Source organism: Pseudomonas sp. P4_C8, assembly GCF_056401975.1.
Window position 1 is genome coordinate 113,552 of sequence record NZ_JBFUIH010000003.1, and the last position, 15,608, is coordinate 129,159.

At 60.8% G+C, this 15,608-nt stretch carries 16 protein-coding genes; 8 read left to right on the top strand and 8 right to left on the bottom strand.

Features of this window, described 5'->3' with window-relative positions:
• Nucleotides 1-4: 4 nt before the first annotated feature.
• A complete protein-coding gene (gene glyS / locus AC1DWM_RS02710; RefSeq protein WP_223519782.1) occupies nucleotides 5-2,059 on the bottom strand; it encodes a glycine--tRNA ligase subunit beta in 2,055 nt (684 codons plus the stop codon).
• Complete coding sequence (gene glyQ / locus AC1DWM_RS02715) at nucleotides 2,056-3,009, bottom strand: glycine--tRNA ligase subunit alpha (RefSeq protein ID WP_003213601.1); 954 nt, start codon at nucleotides 3,007-3,009, stop codon at nucleotides 2,056-2,058. The genes glyS and glyQ overlap by 4 nt, the downstream gene beginning before the upstream one ends.
• Nucleotides 3,010-3,090: 81 nt before the next feature.
• On the opposite strand from glyQ, the gene tag reads away from it, so the two are divergent.
• The 3 genes from tag (at nucleotide 3,091) to AC1DWM_RS02730 (ending at nucleotide 4,888) form a co-directional block, all read left to right on the top strand.
• Nucleotides 3,091-3,648, top strand: coding sequence for a DNA-3-methyladenine glycosylase I (tag, locus tag AC1DWM_RS02720; RefSeq protein ID WP_223519779.1), 558 nt, complete (start codon nucleotides 3,091-3,093; stop codon nucleotides 3,646-3,648).
• Nucleotides 3,649-3,688: 40 nt separating this feature from the next.
• Nucleotides 3,689-4,576: a lysophospholipid acyltransferase gene (locus AC1DWM_RS02725; protein ID WP_150779558.1), complete on the top strand. Its 888-nt coding sequence runs from the start codon at nucleotides 3,689-3,691 to the stop codon at nucleotides 4,574-4,576.
• Between the two features lie 72 nt (nucleotides 4,577-4,648).
• Complete coding sequence (locus AC1DWM_RS02730) at nucleotides 4,649-4,888, top strand: PilZ domain-containing protein (RefSeq protein WP_007948117.1); 240 nt, start codon at nucleotides 4,649-4,651, stop codon at nucleotides 4,886-4,888.
• Here AC1DWM_RS02730 and AC1DWM_RS02735 read toward each other — a convergent pair whose 3' ends face one another.
• The 5 genes from AC1DWM_RS02735 to def form a co-directional block, all read right to left on the bottom strand.
• Nucleotides 4,889-5,203: a tetratricopeptide repeat protein gene (locus AC1DWM_RS02735; protein WP_223519777.1), complete on the bottom strand. Its 315-nt coding sequence runs from the start codon at nucleotides 5,201-5,203 to the stop codon at nucleotides 4,889-4,891.
• Nucleotides 5,204-5,320: 117 nt separating this feature from the next.
• A complete protein-coding gene (gene trkA / locus AC1DWM_RS02740) occupies nucleotides 5,321-6,694 on the bottom strand; it encodes a Trk system potassium transporter TrkA (protein WP_223519775.1) in 1,374 nt (457 codons plus the stop codon).
• A 21-nt stretch (nucleotides 6,695-6,715) separates the two neighbouring features.
• On the bottom strand, nucleotides 6,716-8,026 hold the full coding sequence (gene rsmB, locus AC1DWM_RS02745; RefSeq protein ID WP_223519773.1) for a 16S rRNA (cytosine(967)-C(5))-methyltransferase RsmB: 1,311 nt from the start codon (nucleotides 8,024-8,026) through the stop codon (nucleotides 6,716-6,718).
• Nucleotides 8,023-8,982: a methionyl-tRNA formyltransferase gene (fmt, locus tag AC1DWM_RS02750; RefSeq protein WP_477794577.1), complete on the bottom strand. Its 960-nt coding sequence runs from the start codon at nucleotides 8,980-8,982 to the stop codon at nucleotides 8,023-8,025. Before fmt ends, rsmB begins: the two co-directional genes overlap by 4 nt.
• A 71-nt stretch (nucleotides 8,983-9,053) precedes the next feature.
• Entirely contained in the window at nucleotides 9,054-9,560 is a 507-nt protein-coding gene (gene def, locus AC1DWM_RS02755; protein ID WP_007948122.1) for a peptide deformylase, read from the bottom strand.
• 171 nt (nucleotides 9,561-9,731) lie between these two features.
• Here def and AC1DWM_RS02760 point away from each other — a divergent pair, with 171 nt between their 5' ends.
• The 3 genes from AC1DWM_RS02760 to tsaC all read left to right on the top strand — a co-directional run bounded on the left by AC1DWM_RS02760 (nucleotide 9,732) and on the right by tsaC (nucleotide 12,549).
• Nucleotides 9,732-10,757, top strand: a complete 1,026-nt coding sequence (locus AC1DWM_RS02760; protein WP_223519770.1) for a LysM peptidoglycan-binding domain-containing protein — start codon at nucleotides 9,732-9,734, stop codon at nucleotides 10,755-10,757.
• 79 nt (nucleotides 10,758-10,836) lie between these two features.
• A complete protein-coding gene (gene dprA, locus AC1DWM_RS02765) occupies nucleotides 10,837-11,937 on the top strand; it encodes a DNA-processing protein DprA (RefSeq protein ID WP_223519768.1) in 1,101 nt (366 codons plus the stop codon).
• Nucleotides 11,938-11,991: 54 nt separating this feature from the next.
• Complete coding sequence (gene tsaC / locus AC1DWM_RS02770) at nucleotides 11,992-12,549, top strand: L-threonylcarbamoyladenylate synthase type 1 TsaC (RefSeq protein WP_223519766.1); 558 nt, start codon at nucleotides 11,992-11,994, stop codon at nucleotides 12,547-12,549.
• A 102-nt stretch (nucleotides 12,550-12,651) separates the two neighbouring features.
• Here tsaC and AC1DWM_RS02775 read toward each other — a convergent pair whose 3' ends face one another.
• Nucleotides 12,652-13,629, bottom strand: coding sequence for an NADPH:quinone reductase (locus AC1DWM_RS02775; protein ID WP_477794578.1), 978 nt, complete (start codon nucleotides 13,627-13,629; stop codon nucleotides 12,652-12,654).
• A gap of 180 nt (nucleotides 13,630-13,809) precedes the next feature.
• On the opposite strand from AC1DWM_RS02775, the gene hemF reads away from it, so the two are divergent.
• Both hemF and aroE read left to right on the top strand, forming a co-directional pair.
• Nucleotides 13,810-14,724, top strand: coding sequence for an oxygen-dependent coproporphyrinogen oxidase (gene hemF / locus AC1DWM_RS02780; RefSeq protein ID WP_452628798.1), 915 nt, complete (start codon nucleotides 13,810-13,812; stop codon nucleotides 14,722-14,724).
• Between the two features lie 13 nt (nucleotides 14,725-14,737).
• On the top strand, nucleotides 14,738-15,559 hold the full coding sequence (gene aroE, locus AC1DWM_RS02785; RefSeq protein ID WP_223519760.1) for a shikimate dehydrogenase: 822 nt from the start codon (nucleotides 14,738-14,740) through the stop codon (nucleotides 15,557-15,559).
• Nucleotides 15,560-15,608 lie beyond the last annotated feature (49 nt).

Genomic DNA, 15,608 nt, shown 5'->3' on the forward strand with positions numbered 1-15,608 from the left:
CCCCTTAGCTCAGCAGCGAAATATCAGCGACGCCGAGGAACAGCCCACGCAGACGCGCCAGCAAGGCATAACGGTTGGCGCGAACCTTGGCATCTTCCGCGTTGACCATCACTGCTTCGAAGAATGCATCCACCGGCTCGCGCAAGGCGGCCAGACGGGCCAGCGATTCGCTGTACTGACGCGCAGCAGCCATTGGCTGGACGGCCTGGTCAGCCTGCTGGATCGCCGAGTACAGGGAGAACTCGTTGGCATTGTCGAAGTACTTGGCTTCAACCACTGTCGGAACGGAGCCTTCGACCTTGCTCAGCAAGTTCGATACGCGCTTGTTCACGGCGGCCAGGGCAGCGGCTTCCGGCAATTTGCGGAAGGCTTCTACTGCTTGAACACGCTGGTCGAAGTCCAGCGCCGAACCCGGCTTCAGGGCACGAACCGACAGGTACGTTGCCACGTCGACGCCTTCGTCTTCGTAACGGGCACGCAGACGGTCGAAGATGAACTCCAGCACGGCGTCGTTCAGGCCGGCAGCCTTGACCTTGGCACCGAATGCATCCACGGCGAAGGCCACGGCGTCGTTCAGGTCGAGTTCAAGTTTCTTGTCGATCAGGATGCGCAACACACCCAGTGCTGCACGGCGCAGGGCATACGGGTCTTTGCTGCCGGTTGGCAGCATGCCGATACCGAAAATGCCCACCAATGTATCGAGCTTGTCGGCGATGGCCACGGCCGCACCGGTCAGGGTGGTTGGCAGTTCAGCGCCCGCACCGCGCGGCATGTACTGCTCGTTCAGCGCCAGAGCGACTTCTTCCGGCTCGCCATCATTGAGGGCGTAGTAGTAACCGGCGACGCCTTGCATCTCCGGGAACTCACCGACCATCTCGGTCGACAGGTCGCACTTGGACAGCAGGCCGGCACGGGAAGCCCATGCAGCGTTGCCGCCAATGCGTTGCGCGATGAACGCCGCGAGTTTGGAAACGCGCTCGGCCTTGTCGTAGACGCTGCCGAGTTTTTCCTGGAACACCACGTTTTGCAGGCGCAGGTTGAAGTCTTCGAGTTTCTGCTTCTTGTCTTGCTTGAAGAAGAACTCGGCGTCGGTAAGACGTGGGCGGACCACTTTCTCGTTACCGGCGATGATCTGCTGCGGGTCTTTGCTTTCGATGTTGGCCACAGTAATGAAACGTGGCAGCAACTTGCCGTCGGCATCCAGCAGGCAGAAGTACTTCTGGTTGTCCTGCATGGTGGTGATCAGCGCTTCTTGCGGCACGTCGAGGAAGCGTTCTTCGAACGAGCACACCAGCGGCACTGGCCATTCAACCAGCGCGGTCACTTCGTCGAGCAGCGCCGGCGGAACAATCGCCGTGCCTTCCTGACGGGTGGCCAGTTCTTCGGTGCGCTTGCTGATGATGTCGCGACGCTCGTTGGCATCGGCCAGCACATAAGCGGCCCGCAAGTCGGCCAGGTAATTGGCCGGCGAGGTGATGCGCACGTTTTCCGGGTGGTGGAAGCGGTGACCACGGGAATCACGGCCAGCCTTCTGGGCAAGGATGGTGCAGTCGATGACCTGGTCACCGAGCAGCATCACCAGCCATTGGGTCGGGCGAACGAATTCTTCTTTGCGAGCGCCCCAACGCATGCGTTTCGGGATCGGCAGGTCGTTCAGCGAATCCTCGACGATGGTCGGCAGCAGGCTCGAGGTCGGCTTGCCAGCGATACGTTGGCTGTAACGCAGTTTCGGGCCGCTCTGATCGATTTCGCTCAGCTCGACGCCGCACTTCTTGGCAAAACCCAGTGCCGCTTGGGTCGGGTTGCCTTCAGCATCGAACGCAGCCTGACGTGGCGGACCATCGAGGTTAATGCTGCGATCCGGTTGCTGGGTGGCCAGCGACGTGATCAGCACCGCCAGGCGACGTGGCGCGGCGTAAACGGTTTTGGTCTCGTAGTTCAGGCCGGCAGCTTGCAGGCCCTTGTCGATACCGGCGAGGAACGCCTCGGCCAGGGTGTTCAGGGCTTTGGGTGGCAGTTCTTCAGTGCCCAGTTCAACCAGAAAATCCAGAGCACTCATTGTGCAGCCTCCAGCTTGGCCAGTACTTCATCACGCAGGTCCGGGGTCGCCATCGGGAAGCCCAGCTTGGCGCGAGCCAGCAGGTAGGCTTGCGCAACGGAACGCGCCAGGGTGCGCACACGCAGAATATATTGCTGACGCGCGGTCACCGAGATCGCCCGGCGCGCATCCAGCAGGTTGAAAGTATGGGAAGCCTTCAACACCATTTCGTAGCTCGGCAACGGCAGCGGCTGGTCGAGTTCGATCAGGCGCTTGGCTTCGCTTTCGTAGAAATCGAACAGTTCGAACAGCTTCTCGACGTTGGCGTGCTCGAAGTTGTAGGTCGACTGCTCCACTTCGTTTTGGTGGAACACGTCGCCATAGGTCACTTTGCCGAACGGACCGTCAGCCCAGACCAGGTCGTAGACCGAGTCCACGCCTTGCAGGTACATGGCCAGACGTTCCAGACCGTAAGTGATCTCGCCGGTCACCGGGTAGCATTCGATGCCGCCCGCTTGCTGGAAGTACGTGAATTGCGTCACTTCCATGCCGTTGAGCCAGACTTCCCAGCCCAGACCCCAGGCGCCGAGGGTTGGCGATTCCCAGTTGTCTTCGACAAAGCGAATGTCGTGGACCAACGGGTCCAGGCCGACGTGCTTGAGGGAGCCCAGGTACAGTTCCTGGAAGTTGTCCGGGTTCGGCTTCAGCACTACCTGGAACTGGTAGTAGTGCTGCAGACGGTTCGGGTTTTCGCCGTAGCGGCCGTCAGTCGGGCGACGACTGGGCTGCACATAAGCGGCGTTCCAGGTTTCCGGGCCAATGGCGCGCAGGAATGTAGCAGTGTGGAAAGTGCCGGCGCCTACTTCCATATCGTAGGGCTGAAGTACCACACAACCTTGCTCGGCCCAGTATTGCTGGAGGGCGAGGATCAAGTCTTGGAAGGTACGCACGGCTGGCGTAGGCTGGCTCACGAAATTCACCTGTTTCTTGGGCTGCGATTTAAAGAGCGGGAGTATACCCGATTCATTGCTGCGCACGCCCCCTGGAGCCTTATGCCACGCTGCTTTTGGTGTTCCGAAGATCCGCTGTACATGGCTTATCACGACCAGGAGTGGGGCACGCCGCTACGCGATGCGCAGGGTTTGTTCGAGTTGCTTTTGCTCGAAGGGTTCCAGGCCGGCCTCTCATGGATCACAGTCTTGCGTAAACGTGAGCGTTATCGCGAGGTGTTGTTCGGCTTCGACGTACAGCGCGTGGCGCAGATGAGCGACGCGGAAATCGATGAATTGATGCTCGATCCAGGCATCATCCGCAACCGCCTCAAACTCAACGCCGCCCGGCGCAATGCCCAGGCCTGGCTGGCGCTGGAGGACCCGGTGGAGTTTCTCTGGTCCTTCGTCGGCGGTACGCCTGTGATCAATCATTTCAAGGATCGCACCGAAGTGCCGGCGGTCACGCCGGTGGCGGTGGAGATGAGCAAAAGCCTGAAAAAGGCCGGCTTTACGTTCGTCGGACCGACGATTTGTTATGCGCTGATGCAGGCCTCGGGCATGGTCATGGACCACACCCGCGATTGCGATCGCTACGCGACCCTGGCGAACGGCGGTTAGAATAGCCGCCTCGTGCACAGCACAAAATCAGGAGTGACCTGTGGATAAGTTTAAAGGCGCCTTGCTGGTAGGCGCTCTGCGGCTGTTTGCCCTGCTTCCGTGGCGGGCAGTGCAAGCGGTGGGCTCGGCGATTGGCTGGGCCATGTGGAAAACCCCCAACCGTTCCCGCGACGTGGTGCGGATCAATCTGGCCAAGTGTTTCCCGGACATGGACCCGGCCGAGCGTGAGCGTCTGGTCGGCCAGAGCCTGAAGGACATCGGTAAATCCCTGACCGAAAGCGCCTGCGCCTGGATCTGGCCGGCCCAGCGTTCCATTGATCTGGTGCGCGAAGTCGAAGGCCTTGACGTGTTGAAGGACGCCCTCGCCTCCGGCAAAGGTGTCGTTGGCATCACCAGCCACCTGGGCAACTGGGAAGTGTTGAACCACTTCTACTGCAACCAGTGCAAACCGATCATTTTCTATCGGCCACCGAAGTTGAAGGCTGTGGATGAATTGCTGCGCAAACAGCGGGTGCAATTGGGCAACCGGGTGGCTGCTTCCACCAAGGAAGGCATCCTCAGCGTGATCAAGGAAGTGCGCAAAGGTGGTGCAGTGGGCATTCCGGCTGACCCGGAACCGGCCGAATCTGCCGGGATCTTCGTGCCCTTCTTCGCCACCCAGGCGCTGACCAGCAAATTCGTGCCGAACATGCTCGCGGGCGGCAAAGCGGTCGGCGTGTTCCTGCATGCGCTGCGGTTGCCGGACGGTTCGGGTTACAAAGTCATCCTGGAAGCGGCGCCAGAGGCCATGTACAGCACCGATACCGAGACGTCCTGCGCGGCCATGAGCCAAGTGGTCGAGCGTTATGTACGGGCTTATCCAAGCCAGTACATGTGGAGCATGAAGCGCTTCAAGAAGCGTCCCCCGGGTGAAGAACGCTGGTATTGAGTCTATTGGCATGATCTGTGGATAATCTTGGGGCCAGGGTTATCCACAGCTGTTCATTAAAGGGCGCAGCAGATGTCCGAACACCGCAAATCGTTTCGCATCAAAATCAGTCATGAAAGCTTCGGCGAATGCCTGGGCCAGACACGCAACCTTTCAACCACGGGCGTCTACGTCAAGCATCCGGGCTTGTCGTCGTTGCCTAAAGGCGCGGTGGTTTACGGGCAGGTGCAGGACTTACCCACAGGTGCGCCGCGTGTGCGCATGGAAGTGATTCAGGTGGATGGCGAAGGGATAGGCCTGCGTTATCTCTGATCAGTGCGCGTTTCGCTCAAGTTTCTTCAGAAACACCGTCATCTCCTTCTCTGCCTGCTTGTCGCCATGGGCACGGGCGGCTTCCAGACCTTGTTCCCAGGCCTGCCGCGCGGCCGCAAAGTCCGCCAGCGCCAGATGGGCCTTGCCCAGTAGTTTCCACGCCGCCGAATACTTCGGATCAAATTCCACGCAGCGTTGGAAATGCTCCACAGCCTTGGCGTTTTCCCCCAGATCCAGATAACCCTTGCCCAGGCCGAAGCGCAGCAATGAGTTATCCACACCCTTGGCGAGCATTTTTTCCAGGGATTCGATCATGGCGATATTTCCGAATGGGTGTCGTTTGCAAAATCGTCTTCGCCGGCAAGCCGGCTCCTACAGGTTATGCGCGATTCTCTGTAGGAGCTGGCTTGCCAGCGAAGGCGGTCTAAAGGATCAGAAGAAGCTCAACCCCACATGAAACAACTTCTCCACATCCCGAATATGCTTTTTATCCACAAGGAACAAAATCACATGGTCGCCCGCTTCGATCACGGTGTCGTCATGGGCAATGATCACTTCTTCATCACGAATAATCGCGCCAATCGTCGTACCCGGCGGTAAACCGATGTTCTCGATGGCCTTGCCAATCACCTTGCTCGACTTCGCATCGCCATGGGCAATAGCCTCAATAGCCTCCGCAGCTCCCCGGCGCAATGAGTGCACGCTGACGATATCGCCACGGCGCACGTGGGCCAGTAAGGTGCCGATGGTCGCCAGTTGCGGGCTGATGGCGATATCGATGTCGCCGCCCTGAATCAAATCAACGTACGCCGGGTTGTTGATGATCGTCATCACCTTCTTCGCGCCCAGGCGCTTGGCCAGTAGCGAAGACATGATGTTGGCTTCGTCATCGTTGGTCAGGGCCAGGAAGATATCCGCGTCGGCGATGTTCTCTTCCATCAGCAGGTCGCGGTCGGAGGCACTGCCTTGTAACACCACGGTGCTGTCGAGGGTGTCCGAGAGATGGCGGCAGCGAGCCGGGTTCATCTCGATGATCTTCACCTGGTAGCGGTTTTCGATGGCCTCGGCCAGACGCTCACCGATCTGCCCGCCCCCGGCGATGACGATGCGTTTGTAGGTTTCATCCAGCCGGCGCATTTCGCTCATCACGGCGCGAATATTGGCCTTGGCGGCGATGAAAAACACTTCGTCGTCCGCCTCGATGACGGTGTCACCCTGCGGCAGGATCGGCCGGTCACGGCGGAAAATCGCGGCGACGCGGGTTTCGACATTCGGCATGTGTTCGCGCAACTGTCGCAGTTGCTGACCCACCAGCGGCCCGCCGTAGTACGCCTTCACTGCGACCAACTGCGCTTTGCCTTCGGCGAAGTCGATCACCTGCAAGGCGCCCGGATGCTCGATCAGGCGCTTGATGTAGTTAGTCACCACTTGTTCCGGACTGATCAGCACATCGACCGGGATCGCGTCGTTATCGAACAATTCGGAGCGCGTGAGATAAGAAGCTTCGCGCACGCGAGCGATTTTGGTGGGCGTATGGAACAGCGTGTGTGCGACCTGACAGGCCACCATGTTGGTTTCGTCGCTGTTGGTCACGGCCACCAGCATGTCGGCATCGTCCGCACCGGCCTGGCGCAGCACCGTCGGCAGTGAGCCGCGGCCCTGAACGGTGCGGATGTCCAGCCGATCGCCGAGGTCACGCAGGCGTTCGCCGTCGGTGTCGACCACCGTAATGTCATTGGCTTCGCTGGCCAAATGTTCTGCCAGCGAACCGCCGACCTGCCCCGCACCGAGGATGATGATTTTCATCCAGTCACTCCATTCAATCCGTTAACCGCGCGCTGCGGCAATCTTGATCAGCTTGGCGTAGTAGAACCCGTCGTGGCCGCCTTCCTGGGCCAATAACTGGCGACCGTGAGGTTGCTTGATGCCGGCCGCCGTGGCGAGGTCCAGTTCACGCGCACCCGGCGTACGGGCGAGGAACGCTTCAATGACTTCGGTGTTTTCAGTCGGCAATGTGGAACACGTGGCGTAGAGCAGAATCCCGCCAACCTCCAGGGTTATCCACATAGCATCGAGCAATTCGCCCTGAAGCACTGCGAGCGCGGCGATGTCGTCGGGCTGGCGCGTCAGTTTGATGTCCGGGTGGCGACGGATGACGCCGGTGGCCGAGCACGGCGCGTCCAGCAGGATGCGCTGGAACGGTTTGCCGTCCCACCAGACGGCAGTGTCACGCCCGTCGGCGGCGATCAGTTCGGCGCTCAATTTCAGGCGTTCGAGATTTTCTCGCACCCGCACCAGACGCTTGGCTTCAAGGTCCACCGCCACGACACCGGCCAGTTTTGGCTCGGCTTCAAGGATGTGGCAGGTTTTGCCGCCCGGTGCGCAGCAGGCATCGAGCACCCGTTGGCCCGGCGCCAGGTCGAGCAGGTCGGCAGCCAGTTGCGCCGCCTCATCCTGCACGCTGATCCAGCCTTCGGCAAAGCCCGGCAGACTGCGCACGTCGGCGGCGGCCTCAAGGATGATGCCGTCCTGACTGTAAACGCACGGCGTCGCGGCGATCCCGGCTTCGGTCAGTAAGCCAAGGTAGGCGTCGCGAGTGTGGTGGCGACGGTTGACCCGCAGAATCATCGGCGGATGCGCGTTGTTTGCCGCACAAATGGCTTCCCACTGCTCGGGCCAGAACGCTTTCAGTGATTTTTGCAGCCAGCGCGGGTGGGCGGTACGCACCACCGGATCGTGTTCCAATTCGGCCAGCAGCGCTTCGCTTTCACGCTGGGCGCGGCGCAACACGGCGTTGAGCAAGGCTTTGGCCCAAGGCTTTTTCAGCTTGTCGGCACAACCGACGGTTTCGCCGATGGCGGCATGGGCCGGAACACGGGTGTAGAGCAGTTGATAGAGGCCGACCAGCAGCAGCGCCTCGACATCGGCATCCGCTGCCTTGAAGGGCTTTTGCAGCAGTTTCGCCGCCAGCGCCGACAAACGTGGCTGCCAGCGCGCGGTGCCGAACGCCAGGTCCTGAGTGAAGCCGCGATCGCGGTCTTCAACCTTGTCCATTTGGGGCGGCAGGGAACTGTTGAGCGAGGCTTTTCCATTAAGAACAGCGGCGAGTGCCTTGGCGGCGGCCAGACGCGGGTTCATTGAGCGTCCGCCGCTTGACCGAGCACAGTGCCGACGGCGAATTTCTCACGACGGCTGTTGAACAAGTCGCTGAAGTTCAGCGCCTTGCCACCGGGCAATTGCAGACGGGTCAGGCACAAGGCCTGCTCACCGCAAGCGACGATCAAACCGTCCTTGCTTGCGCTGAGGATTTTGCCTGGCGCGCCCTTGCCTTCAGCGAGGTTCGCGGCGAGTACTTTCAGCGCTTCGCCGTTCAGCGTGCTGTGGCAAATCGGCCATGGATTGAAGGCACGCACCAGACGCTCCAGCTCGATAGCCGGGCGGGTCCAGTCGACGCGCGCTTCGTCCTTGTTCAATTTATGAGCATAAGTGGCGAGGCTGTCGTCCTGCACTTCGCCTTCCAGCGTGCCGGCGGCGAGGCCGGCAATCGCTTGAAGTACCGCCGGTGGACCCAGTTCGGCCAGACGATCATGCAGGCTGCCGCCGGTGTCTTCAGCGCTGATCGGCGTGGTGACTTTGAGCAGCATCGGCCCGGTGTCCAGGCCCAGTTCCATGCGCATCACGGTCACGCCGCTTTCACTGTCGCCCGCTTCGACAGCGCGCTGGATCGGCGCCGCCCCGCGCCAGCGTGGCAGCAGGGACGCGTGGCTGTTGATGCAACCCAGGCGCGGAATATCCAGCACCGCTTGCGGCAGGATCAGGCCGTAGGCGACCACCACCAGCAAGTCTGGCTTGAGCGTGGCCAATTCAGCCTGAGCGTCTTCGTTGCGCAGGGTCGGCGGTTGCAACACCGGGATGTTGTTTTCCAGTGCGAGTTGCTTGACCGGGCTCGGCATCAGCTTTTGCCCACGGCCCGCCGGACGGTCCGGCTGGGTGTAAACCGCGACGATCTCGTAAGGGCTGTCGAGCAGGGCCTTGAGGTGTTCGGCGGCGAATTCCGGGGTCCCGGCAAAGACGATGCGCAGTGGCTCAGTCATGTAAAACTCTCATTTACAAAGCAGTCGCAAAAGAAAAAGGCTTGCCGCAGCAAGCCTTTGAAAGGAGGGCATCAAGCGTTCTGGCGATGGAGCTTTTCCAGTTTTTTCTTGATTCGGTCGCGTTTGAGACTGGACAGGTAGTCAACGAACAATTTGCCGTTCAGGTGGTCGCATTCATGCTGGATGCACACGGCGAGCAGGCCTTCGGCGATCAGTTCGTAAGGCTGGCCGTCGCGGTCCAGGGCCTTGACCTTGACCTTCTGTGGGCGATCGACGTTTTCGTAGAAGCCCGGCACCGAGAGACAGCCTTCCTGATACTGCTCCATCTCGTCGGTCAGGGTTTCAAACTCGGGGTTGATGAACACCCGTGGTTCTGAGCGGTCTTCGGAGAGGTCCATCACCACGATGCGTTTGTGCACGTTGACCTGGGTTGCGGCGAGGCCGATGCCTGGCGCTTCATACATTGTTTCAAACATGTCATCGACCAACTGACGCACTTCGTCGTCCACTACGGCCACAGGTTTGGCGATAGTGCGCAGGCGCGAGTCGGGGAATTCGAGGATGTTTAAAATGGCCATAAGCTTGATGACTGCACGTGTGAAGTAAGGTCGGGTCGGTGGCCTGGCGAGTCCGAAGAGGCAGGCTACCGTTGTAAAACGTAGCTCCCTTCTCTTCATAAGCAAGCCGGGAGCGAGCCACTGAGGGCTCAAGCGTTTCACGCGAACGTACATAATAAAGGGATTCACCGCATGAGGAAATCACTACTCGCCTTGCTCCTTCTGGCTTCGGCCGGTCTGGCGCACGGGCAAGTGCAACTCAAGGAAGGTTTTCCACAGCAATACACAGTGGTTGCGGGGGACACACTCTGGGACATTTCCGGTAAATACCTGCGCCAGCCGTGGCAATGGCCCGAACTCTGGCAAGCCAATCCGCACATCGAAAGCCCCGATCTCATCTACCCCGGCGACTCGCTGTCGCTGATTTACGTCAACGGTCAGCCGCGCCTGACCCTCAATCGCGGCGCCTCGCGTGGCACCATCAAGCTCTCGCCACGGGTGCGCAGCTCGCCGGTGGCCGAGGCCATTCCGAGCATTCCGCTGCGTTCTATCAACAGTTTCTTGCTGAGCAACCGCATCGTCGACAAGGTCGAGGATTTCGACAAGGCGCCCTATGTCGTGGCCGGCGATGCTGAACGTGTGCTGAGCGGCACCGGAGACCGCATCTTCGCGCGCGGCCATTTCGATCCCGATCAGCCGGCTTACGGGATTTTCCGTCAGGGCAAGGTCTACACCGACCCCGAGACCCAAGAGTTTTTGGGGATCAACGCCGATGACATCGGTGGTGGCGAAATTGTCGCCACTGAAGGTGATGTCGCGACCCTCGCCTTGCAGCGCACGACGCAGGAAGTGCGTCTCGGCGACCGTTTGTTCAGTGGTGAGGAACGGCCGATCAACTCGACCTTCATGCCCAGTGCGCCGAAAACACCGGTTAACGGGTTGATCATCGATGTACCGCGTGGCGTGACGCAGATTGGCGCGCTGGATGTGGTCACGCTGAACAAGGGGCAACGTGATGGCTTGGCCGAAGGCAACGTACTGGTGGTGATGAAAACCGGCGAAACCGTGCGTGACCGGATCACCGGCCAGCCACTGAAAATTCCCGATGAGCGGGCCGGATTGCTCATGGTTTTCCGCACCTACGACAAGCTCAGCTACGGTCTGGTCCTCAACGCTTCGCGCTCGCTGGCCGTCATGGACAAAGTGCGAAATCCGTAAGCGGATCCACAAGTTACCAACAGAGTTATCCACAGCTTATTCCCGTTTCGACGGGGCTCATAACGATCAAGGATGATCCATGTCACTGCCTGCCGTTACACCGGTTTCCCCTGCGGAACTGGAAGCTCGTTTACGTTTGCACCGTTTGCCGGAACTCGGCCCGGCGCGATTCAAAAAATTACTTGAGGCCTTCGGCTCGGCATCCAAAGCCATCAGCGCGCCGGCCATCGCCTGGCGTTCACTAGGATTGCCACTGACGTGTGCCGAGGCTCGGCGCACCAATGAAGTGCGCGATGGCGCCAGCCACGCATTGGCCTGGCTAGAGCGTCCGGGCCAGCATTTACTGATGTGGGACCAGCCTGAGTACCCGGCGCTGCTGGCGGAAATCAGCGACGCGCCGCCGCTGTTGTTCGTGGCGGGTGATCCGGGGATTCTGGAAAAACCGCAGCTGGCGATGGTCGGTAGCCGACGCGCCTCGCGTCCGGGCATGGACACTGCCGCCGCGTTTTCCCGCAGCCTGGCCGGTGCCGGTTTCGTCATCACCAGCGGTCTGGCGCTGGGCATTGATGCTGCCGCGCATCAAGCCGCTTTGGACGTCGGCGGGCGAACGGTGGGCGTACTTGGCACGGGACTTGAAAAGTTTTATCCACAACGCAATCGGCGACTGGCCGATGCCATGATCGCGTCTGGGAGTGCGGTGCTTTCGGAGTTCCCGCTGGACGCCGGCCCTACTGCCAGCAACTTCCCCCGGCGTAACCGGATCATCAGCGGTTTGTCCCTTGGCGTGCTGGTGGTCGAGGCCAGTGTGGCGAGTGGTTCGTTGATCACCGCGAGGCTGGCGGCGGAGCAAGGTCGCGAGGTGTATGCGATTCCTGGGTCGATTCATCATCCTGGCGCCAAGGGTTGTCATCAACTGATCCGTGACGGCGCGATGCTGGTGGAAACCATCGAACATATCCTAGAAGCCTTACGCGGCTGGCAACAGTTGCCGTTGTCCACCGAGACTCCCTCGGTGACCCATCCGTTGCTTATGCTGTTGCACGCGGCCCCGCACACCAGTGAAGCGCTGTCCGTCACCAGCGGCTGGACCTTGCCCAAAGTGCTGGCCGCGTTGACGGAGCTGGAAATGGAGGGCCGCGCCGTGTGCGAAAGCGGGCGCTGGTTTGCGCGGGTGAGCTAGGTTTTATAAGGAAGATCGGTAAACTGCGCAGAGCCTTATTCCGGAGAGTTTTTCATGGTCAACAGTTGGCGAGTGCAACAAGCCGCGCAAGCCGTTCGCGCAGGGGCGGTGATTGCCTATCCAACCGAAGCGGTCTGGGGGCTGGGTTGCGACCCGTGGGACGAAGAGGCGGTGTATCGCCTGCTGATGATCAAGGGCCGGTCGGTGGAGAAGGGCCTGATTCTGGTTGCCGACAACATCCGGCAATTCGATTTTCTCTTCGAAGACTTCCCGGAGCTGTGGATGGACCGCATGGCCAGCACTTGGCCGGGGCCGAACACCTGGCTGGTGCCGCATCAGAATCTGTTGCCGCAGTGGATCACCGGTGTGCATGAAACGGTGGCGCTCAGGGTCAGCGATCACCCGCTGGTGCGGGATTTGTGCGCAGCGGTCGGGCCGCTGGTGTCGACCTCGGCCAACCCGCAGGGACGGCCGGCGGCGCGCACGCGGATTCGCGTGGAGCAGTATTTCCGTGGGCAGGTGGATTTTGTGTTGGGCGGGAATCTCGGTGGGCGCAAGAACCCGAGCGTCATTCGGGATCTGGCGACCGGCCACGTCGTGCGCCCCGATTAAGACCGCAGCGCTGCCAATCGCGAGCAGGCTCGCTCCCACAGGGTTTTTGTGATCGACACATAACCATAGATGTGGGAGCGAGCCTGCTCGCGATGGCGCCCGTCAAGGCAACAAAACTGTCGAACCCGTCGTGCGTCGCGCCGACAACTCGGTCTGCGCCTTCGCCGCATCAGCCAACGAATACGTGTGACTGATATCCACGTTCAGCTTCCCGCTGATAATCATCTCAAACAGCTCATCCGCCATCCGCTGCAGATTCTCGGCATTGTTGGCGTAAGTCGCCAGCGTCGGCCGGGTCACGTACAGCGAACCCTTCGCCGCCAATATCCCCAGATTGACCCCGTCCACTGCACCCGACGCGTTGCCAAAACTCACCACCAAACCGCGTGGGGACACGCTGTCCAGCGACGTCAGCCAGGTGTCTTTACCGACGCCGTCATACACCACCGACACTTTCTTCCCGTCCGTCAATTCCAGCACACGTTGAGCGACGTTGTCATGGCTGTAGTCGATGGTCGCCCAAGCGCCGTTGGCCTTGGCCAGCGCGGCTTTCTCGGGCGAGCTGACCGTACCGATCAACTTTACGCCCAAGGCCTTGGCCCATTGGCAGGCCAGCGAACCGACACCGCCGGCAGCGGCGTGGAACAGGATGGTTTCGCCACCCTTGAGCTCATAAGTCTGACGCAGCAGGTACTGCACGGTCAGGCCCTTGAGCATGACCCCGGCAGCCGTTTCGAAGCTGATCGCATCCGGCAGCAGCACCAGATTGGCCTCGGGCAATACGTGAACGTCACTGTAGGCGCCCAACGGCCCGCTGCCATACGCAACGCGATCACCGACCTTGAAGCGCGTGACCTCGCTTCCCACCGCTTCGACCACGCCTGCGCCTTCCGAACCCACACCCGATGGCAAAGCGGGTGGTGCATACAGACCGCTGCGGTAATAGGTATCGATGAAATTCAGGCCGATGGCCTTGTTGGTGACGCGGACCTGCTGCGGGCCGGGCTCGGCGGGTTGGTAATCGACGTACTCGAGTACTTCGGGACCGCCATGGGCGCGGAACTGGATACGCTTAGCCATCTGCCTACTCCTTGGGTCTTGGCTACGGGAGGTGTAGCACGAAGCTCCCTATCGAACTCCCAAGCTTGATCTTCGTCAACTGCGGCAGGCCCATCGGCGATGTTATGCTACGCGCCCATTTGCGTCGGTCCTCCGCTCCGATGGAGCGCCGCGTAGCTTTGCCCGATTCAAGGTGATGACATGACGACCCGCACCGAGGCCGTAAAAGCCTATCTGCTTGACCTGCAAGACCGTATTTGTGCTGCGCTGGAAGCCGAAGACGGCGGCACACCCTTCGTCGAAGACGCCTGGACCCGGGCTGCCGGCGGTGGCGGTCGCACCCGCGTGATCGAAAACGGCTCAGTGATCGAAAAGGGCGGCGTCAACTTTTCCCACGTCTTTGGCAGCGGCCTCCCACCGTCCGCCAGCGCTCATCGCCCGGAATTGGCCGGCCGTGGCTTCGAAGCCTTGGGCGTGTCATTGGTCATTCACCCGCACAACCCGCATGTGCCGACCTCCCACGCCAACGTGCGCTTTTTCATTGCTGAAAAAGAGGGTGAGGAACCGGTCTGGTGGTTCGGCGGCGGCTTCGACCTGACGCCTTACTACGGCAATGAAGAAGACTGCGTGCACTGGCACCGCGTCGCCGAGCAGGCCTGTGCGCCGTTCGGTCCGGACGTCTATTCGCGCTACAAAGCCTGGTGCGACAGCTATTTCCACATCAAGCATCGCCACGAGCCGCGCGGCATCGGTGGTCTGTTCTTCGATGACTTGAACGAGTGGGACTTTGACACCAGCTTCGCGTTCATGCGCGCCATCGGCGATGCGTATATCGACGCGTATCTGCCAATTGTGCAACGCCGCAAAAATGATGCGTTCACCGCCAAGCAGCGTGAGTTCCAGGAATTCCGTCGCGGCCGCTACGTGGAGTTCAACCTGGTCTACGACCGAGGCACCTTGTTTGGCCTGCAATCGGGCGGGCGCACCGAGTCGATCCTGATGTCGTTGCCGCCGCAAGTGCGCTGGGGCTATGACTGGAAAGCCGAACCGGGCAGCGAAGAAGCGCGCTTGACCGAGTATTTCCTGCAAGACCGCGATTGGTTGGCCGAGGCCTGAACGAGGAGTTCTGATGGACCGTTACGTCGTATTCGGTAACCCGATTGGCCACAGCAAGTCGCCGCTGATCCACCGTTTGTTCGCCGAACAAACCGCTCAGCAGTTGGACTACAGCACCTCGCTGGCGCCACTCGACGATTTTTCCGACTTTGCCCGGGCTTTTTTCCGCGAAGGTCGCGGAGCGAATGTGACGGTGCCATTCAAGGAAGACGCTTTCCGCCTGGCCGACAGCCTGACGGAGCGCGCGCAGCGGGCCGGCGCGGTGAACACCTTGAGCAAGCTCGCCGATGGCACGTTGCTGGGTGACAACACCGACGGTGCCGGGCTGGTGCGGGACCTTACGGTCAACGCCGGTTTCAGCCTCAAGGGCAAACGCATCCTGCTGCTTGGCGCTGGGGGCGCGGTGCGCGGTGCGCTGGAGCCGCTGTTGGCCGAGCAACCGGCCTCGGTGATCATCGCCAACCGCACGGTTGAGAAAGCCGAGCTGCTGGCGAAATTGTTCGCGGACTTGGGGCCGGTGTCGGCCAGCGGTTTCGATTGGTTGAAGGAGTCGGTGGACTTGATCATCAACGCGACGTCGGCGAGCCTGTCGGGCGATGTACCGCCAATTGCCGGCAGCTTGATCGAGCCGGGTAAAACCGTTTGCTACGACATGATGTATGGCAAGGAGCCGACTTCGTTCTGCCGTTGGGCCACGGAAAATGGCGCTGCGGTAGCGATGGATGGTTTGGGCATGCTCGCGGAACAAGCGGCGGAAGCCTTTTTCCTGTGGCGCGGCGTGCGCCCGGACACGGCGCCGGTACTGGCCGAACTGCGCCGCCAATTGGCACTGTAGGAGCAAGCGGTGCGGCGACCCGACTTGCCCGCGATGAACGATTACGCGG

What these genes read in the sequence shown, in the direction of transcription:
- glyS (WP_223519782.1), bottom strand. Translation starts at nt 2,059, where the DNA reads ATGAGTGCTCTGGATTTTCTGGTTGAACTGGGCACTGAAGAACTGCCA.
- tag (WP_223519779.1), top strand. Translation starts at nt 3,091, where the DNA reads ATGCCACGCTGCTTTTGGTGTTCCGAAGATCCGCTGTACATGGCTTAT.
- AC1DWM_RS02730 (WP_007948117.1), top strand. Translation starts at nt 4,649, where the DNA reads ATGTCCGAACACCGCAAATCGTTTCGCATCAAAATCAGTCATGAAAGC.
- AC1DWM_RS02735 (WP_223519777.1), bottom strand. Translation starts at nt 5,203, where the DNA reads ATGATCGAATCCCTGGAAAAAATGCTCGCCAAGGGTGTGGATAACTCA.
- trkA (WP_223519775.1), bottom strand. Translation starts at nt 6,694, where the DNA reads ATGAAAATCATCATCCTCGGTGCGGGGCAGGTCGGCGGTTCGCTGGCA.
- rsmB (WP_223519773.1), bottom strand. Translation starts at nt 8,026, where the DNA reads ATGAACCCGCGTCTGGCCGCCGCCAAGGCACTCGCCGCTGTTCTTAAT.
- fmt (WP_477794577.1), bottom strand. Translation starts at nt 8,982, where the DNA reads ATGACTGAGCCACTGCGCATCGTCTTTGCCGGGACCCCGGAATTCGCC.
- def (WP_007948122.1), bottom strand. Translation starts at nt 9,560, where the DNA reads ATGGCCATTTTAAACATCCTCGAATTCCCCGACTCGCGCCTGCGCACT.
- AC1DWM_RS02760 (WP_223519770.1), top strand. Translation starts at nt 9,732, where the DNA reads ATGAGGAAATCACTACTCGCCTTGCTCCTTCTGGCTTCGGCCGGTCTG.
- dprA (WP_223519768.1), top strand. Translation starts at nt 10,837, where the DNA reads ATGTCACTGCCTGCCGTTACACCGGTTTCCCCTGCGGAACTGGAAGCT.
- tsaC (WP_223519766.1), top strand. Translation starts at nt 11,992, where the DNA reads ATGGTCAACAGTTGGCGAGTGCAACAAGCCGCGCAAGCCGTTCGCGCA.
- AC1DWM_RS02775 (WP_477794578.1), bottom strand. Translation starts at nt 13,629, where the DNA reads ATGGCTAAGCGTATCCAGTTCCGCGCCCATGGCGGTCCCGAAGTACTC.
- hemF (WP_452628798.1), top strand. Translation starts at nt 13,810, where the DNA reads ATGACGACCCGCACCGAGGCCGTAAAAGCCTATCTGCTTGACCTGCAA.
- aroE (WP_223519760.1), top strand. Translation starts at nt 14,738, where the DNA reads ATGGACCGTTACGTCGTATTCGGTAACCCGATTGGCCACAGCAAGTCG.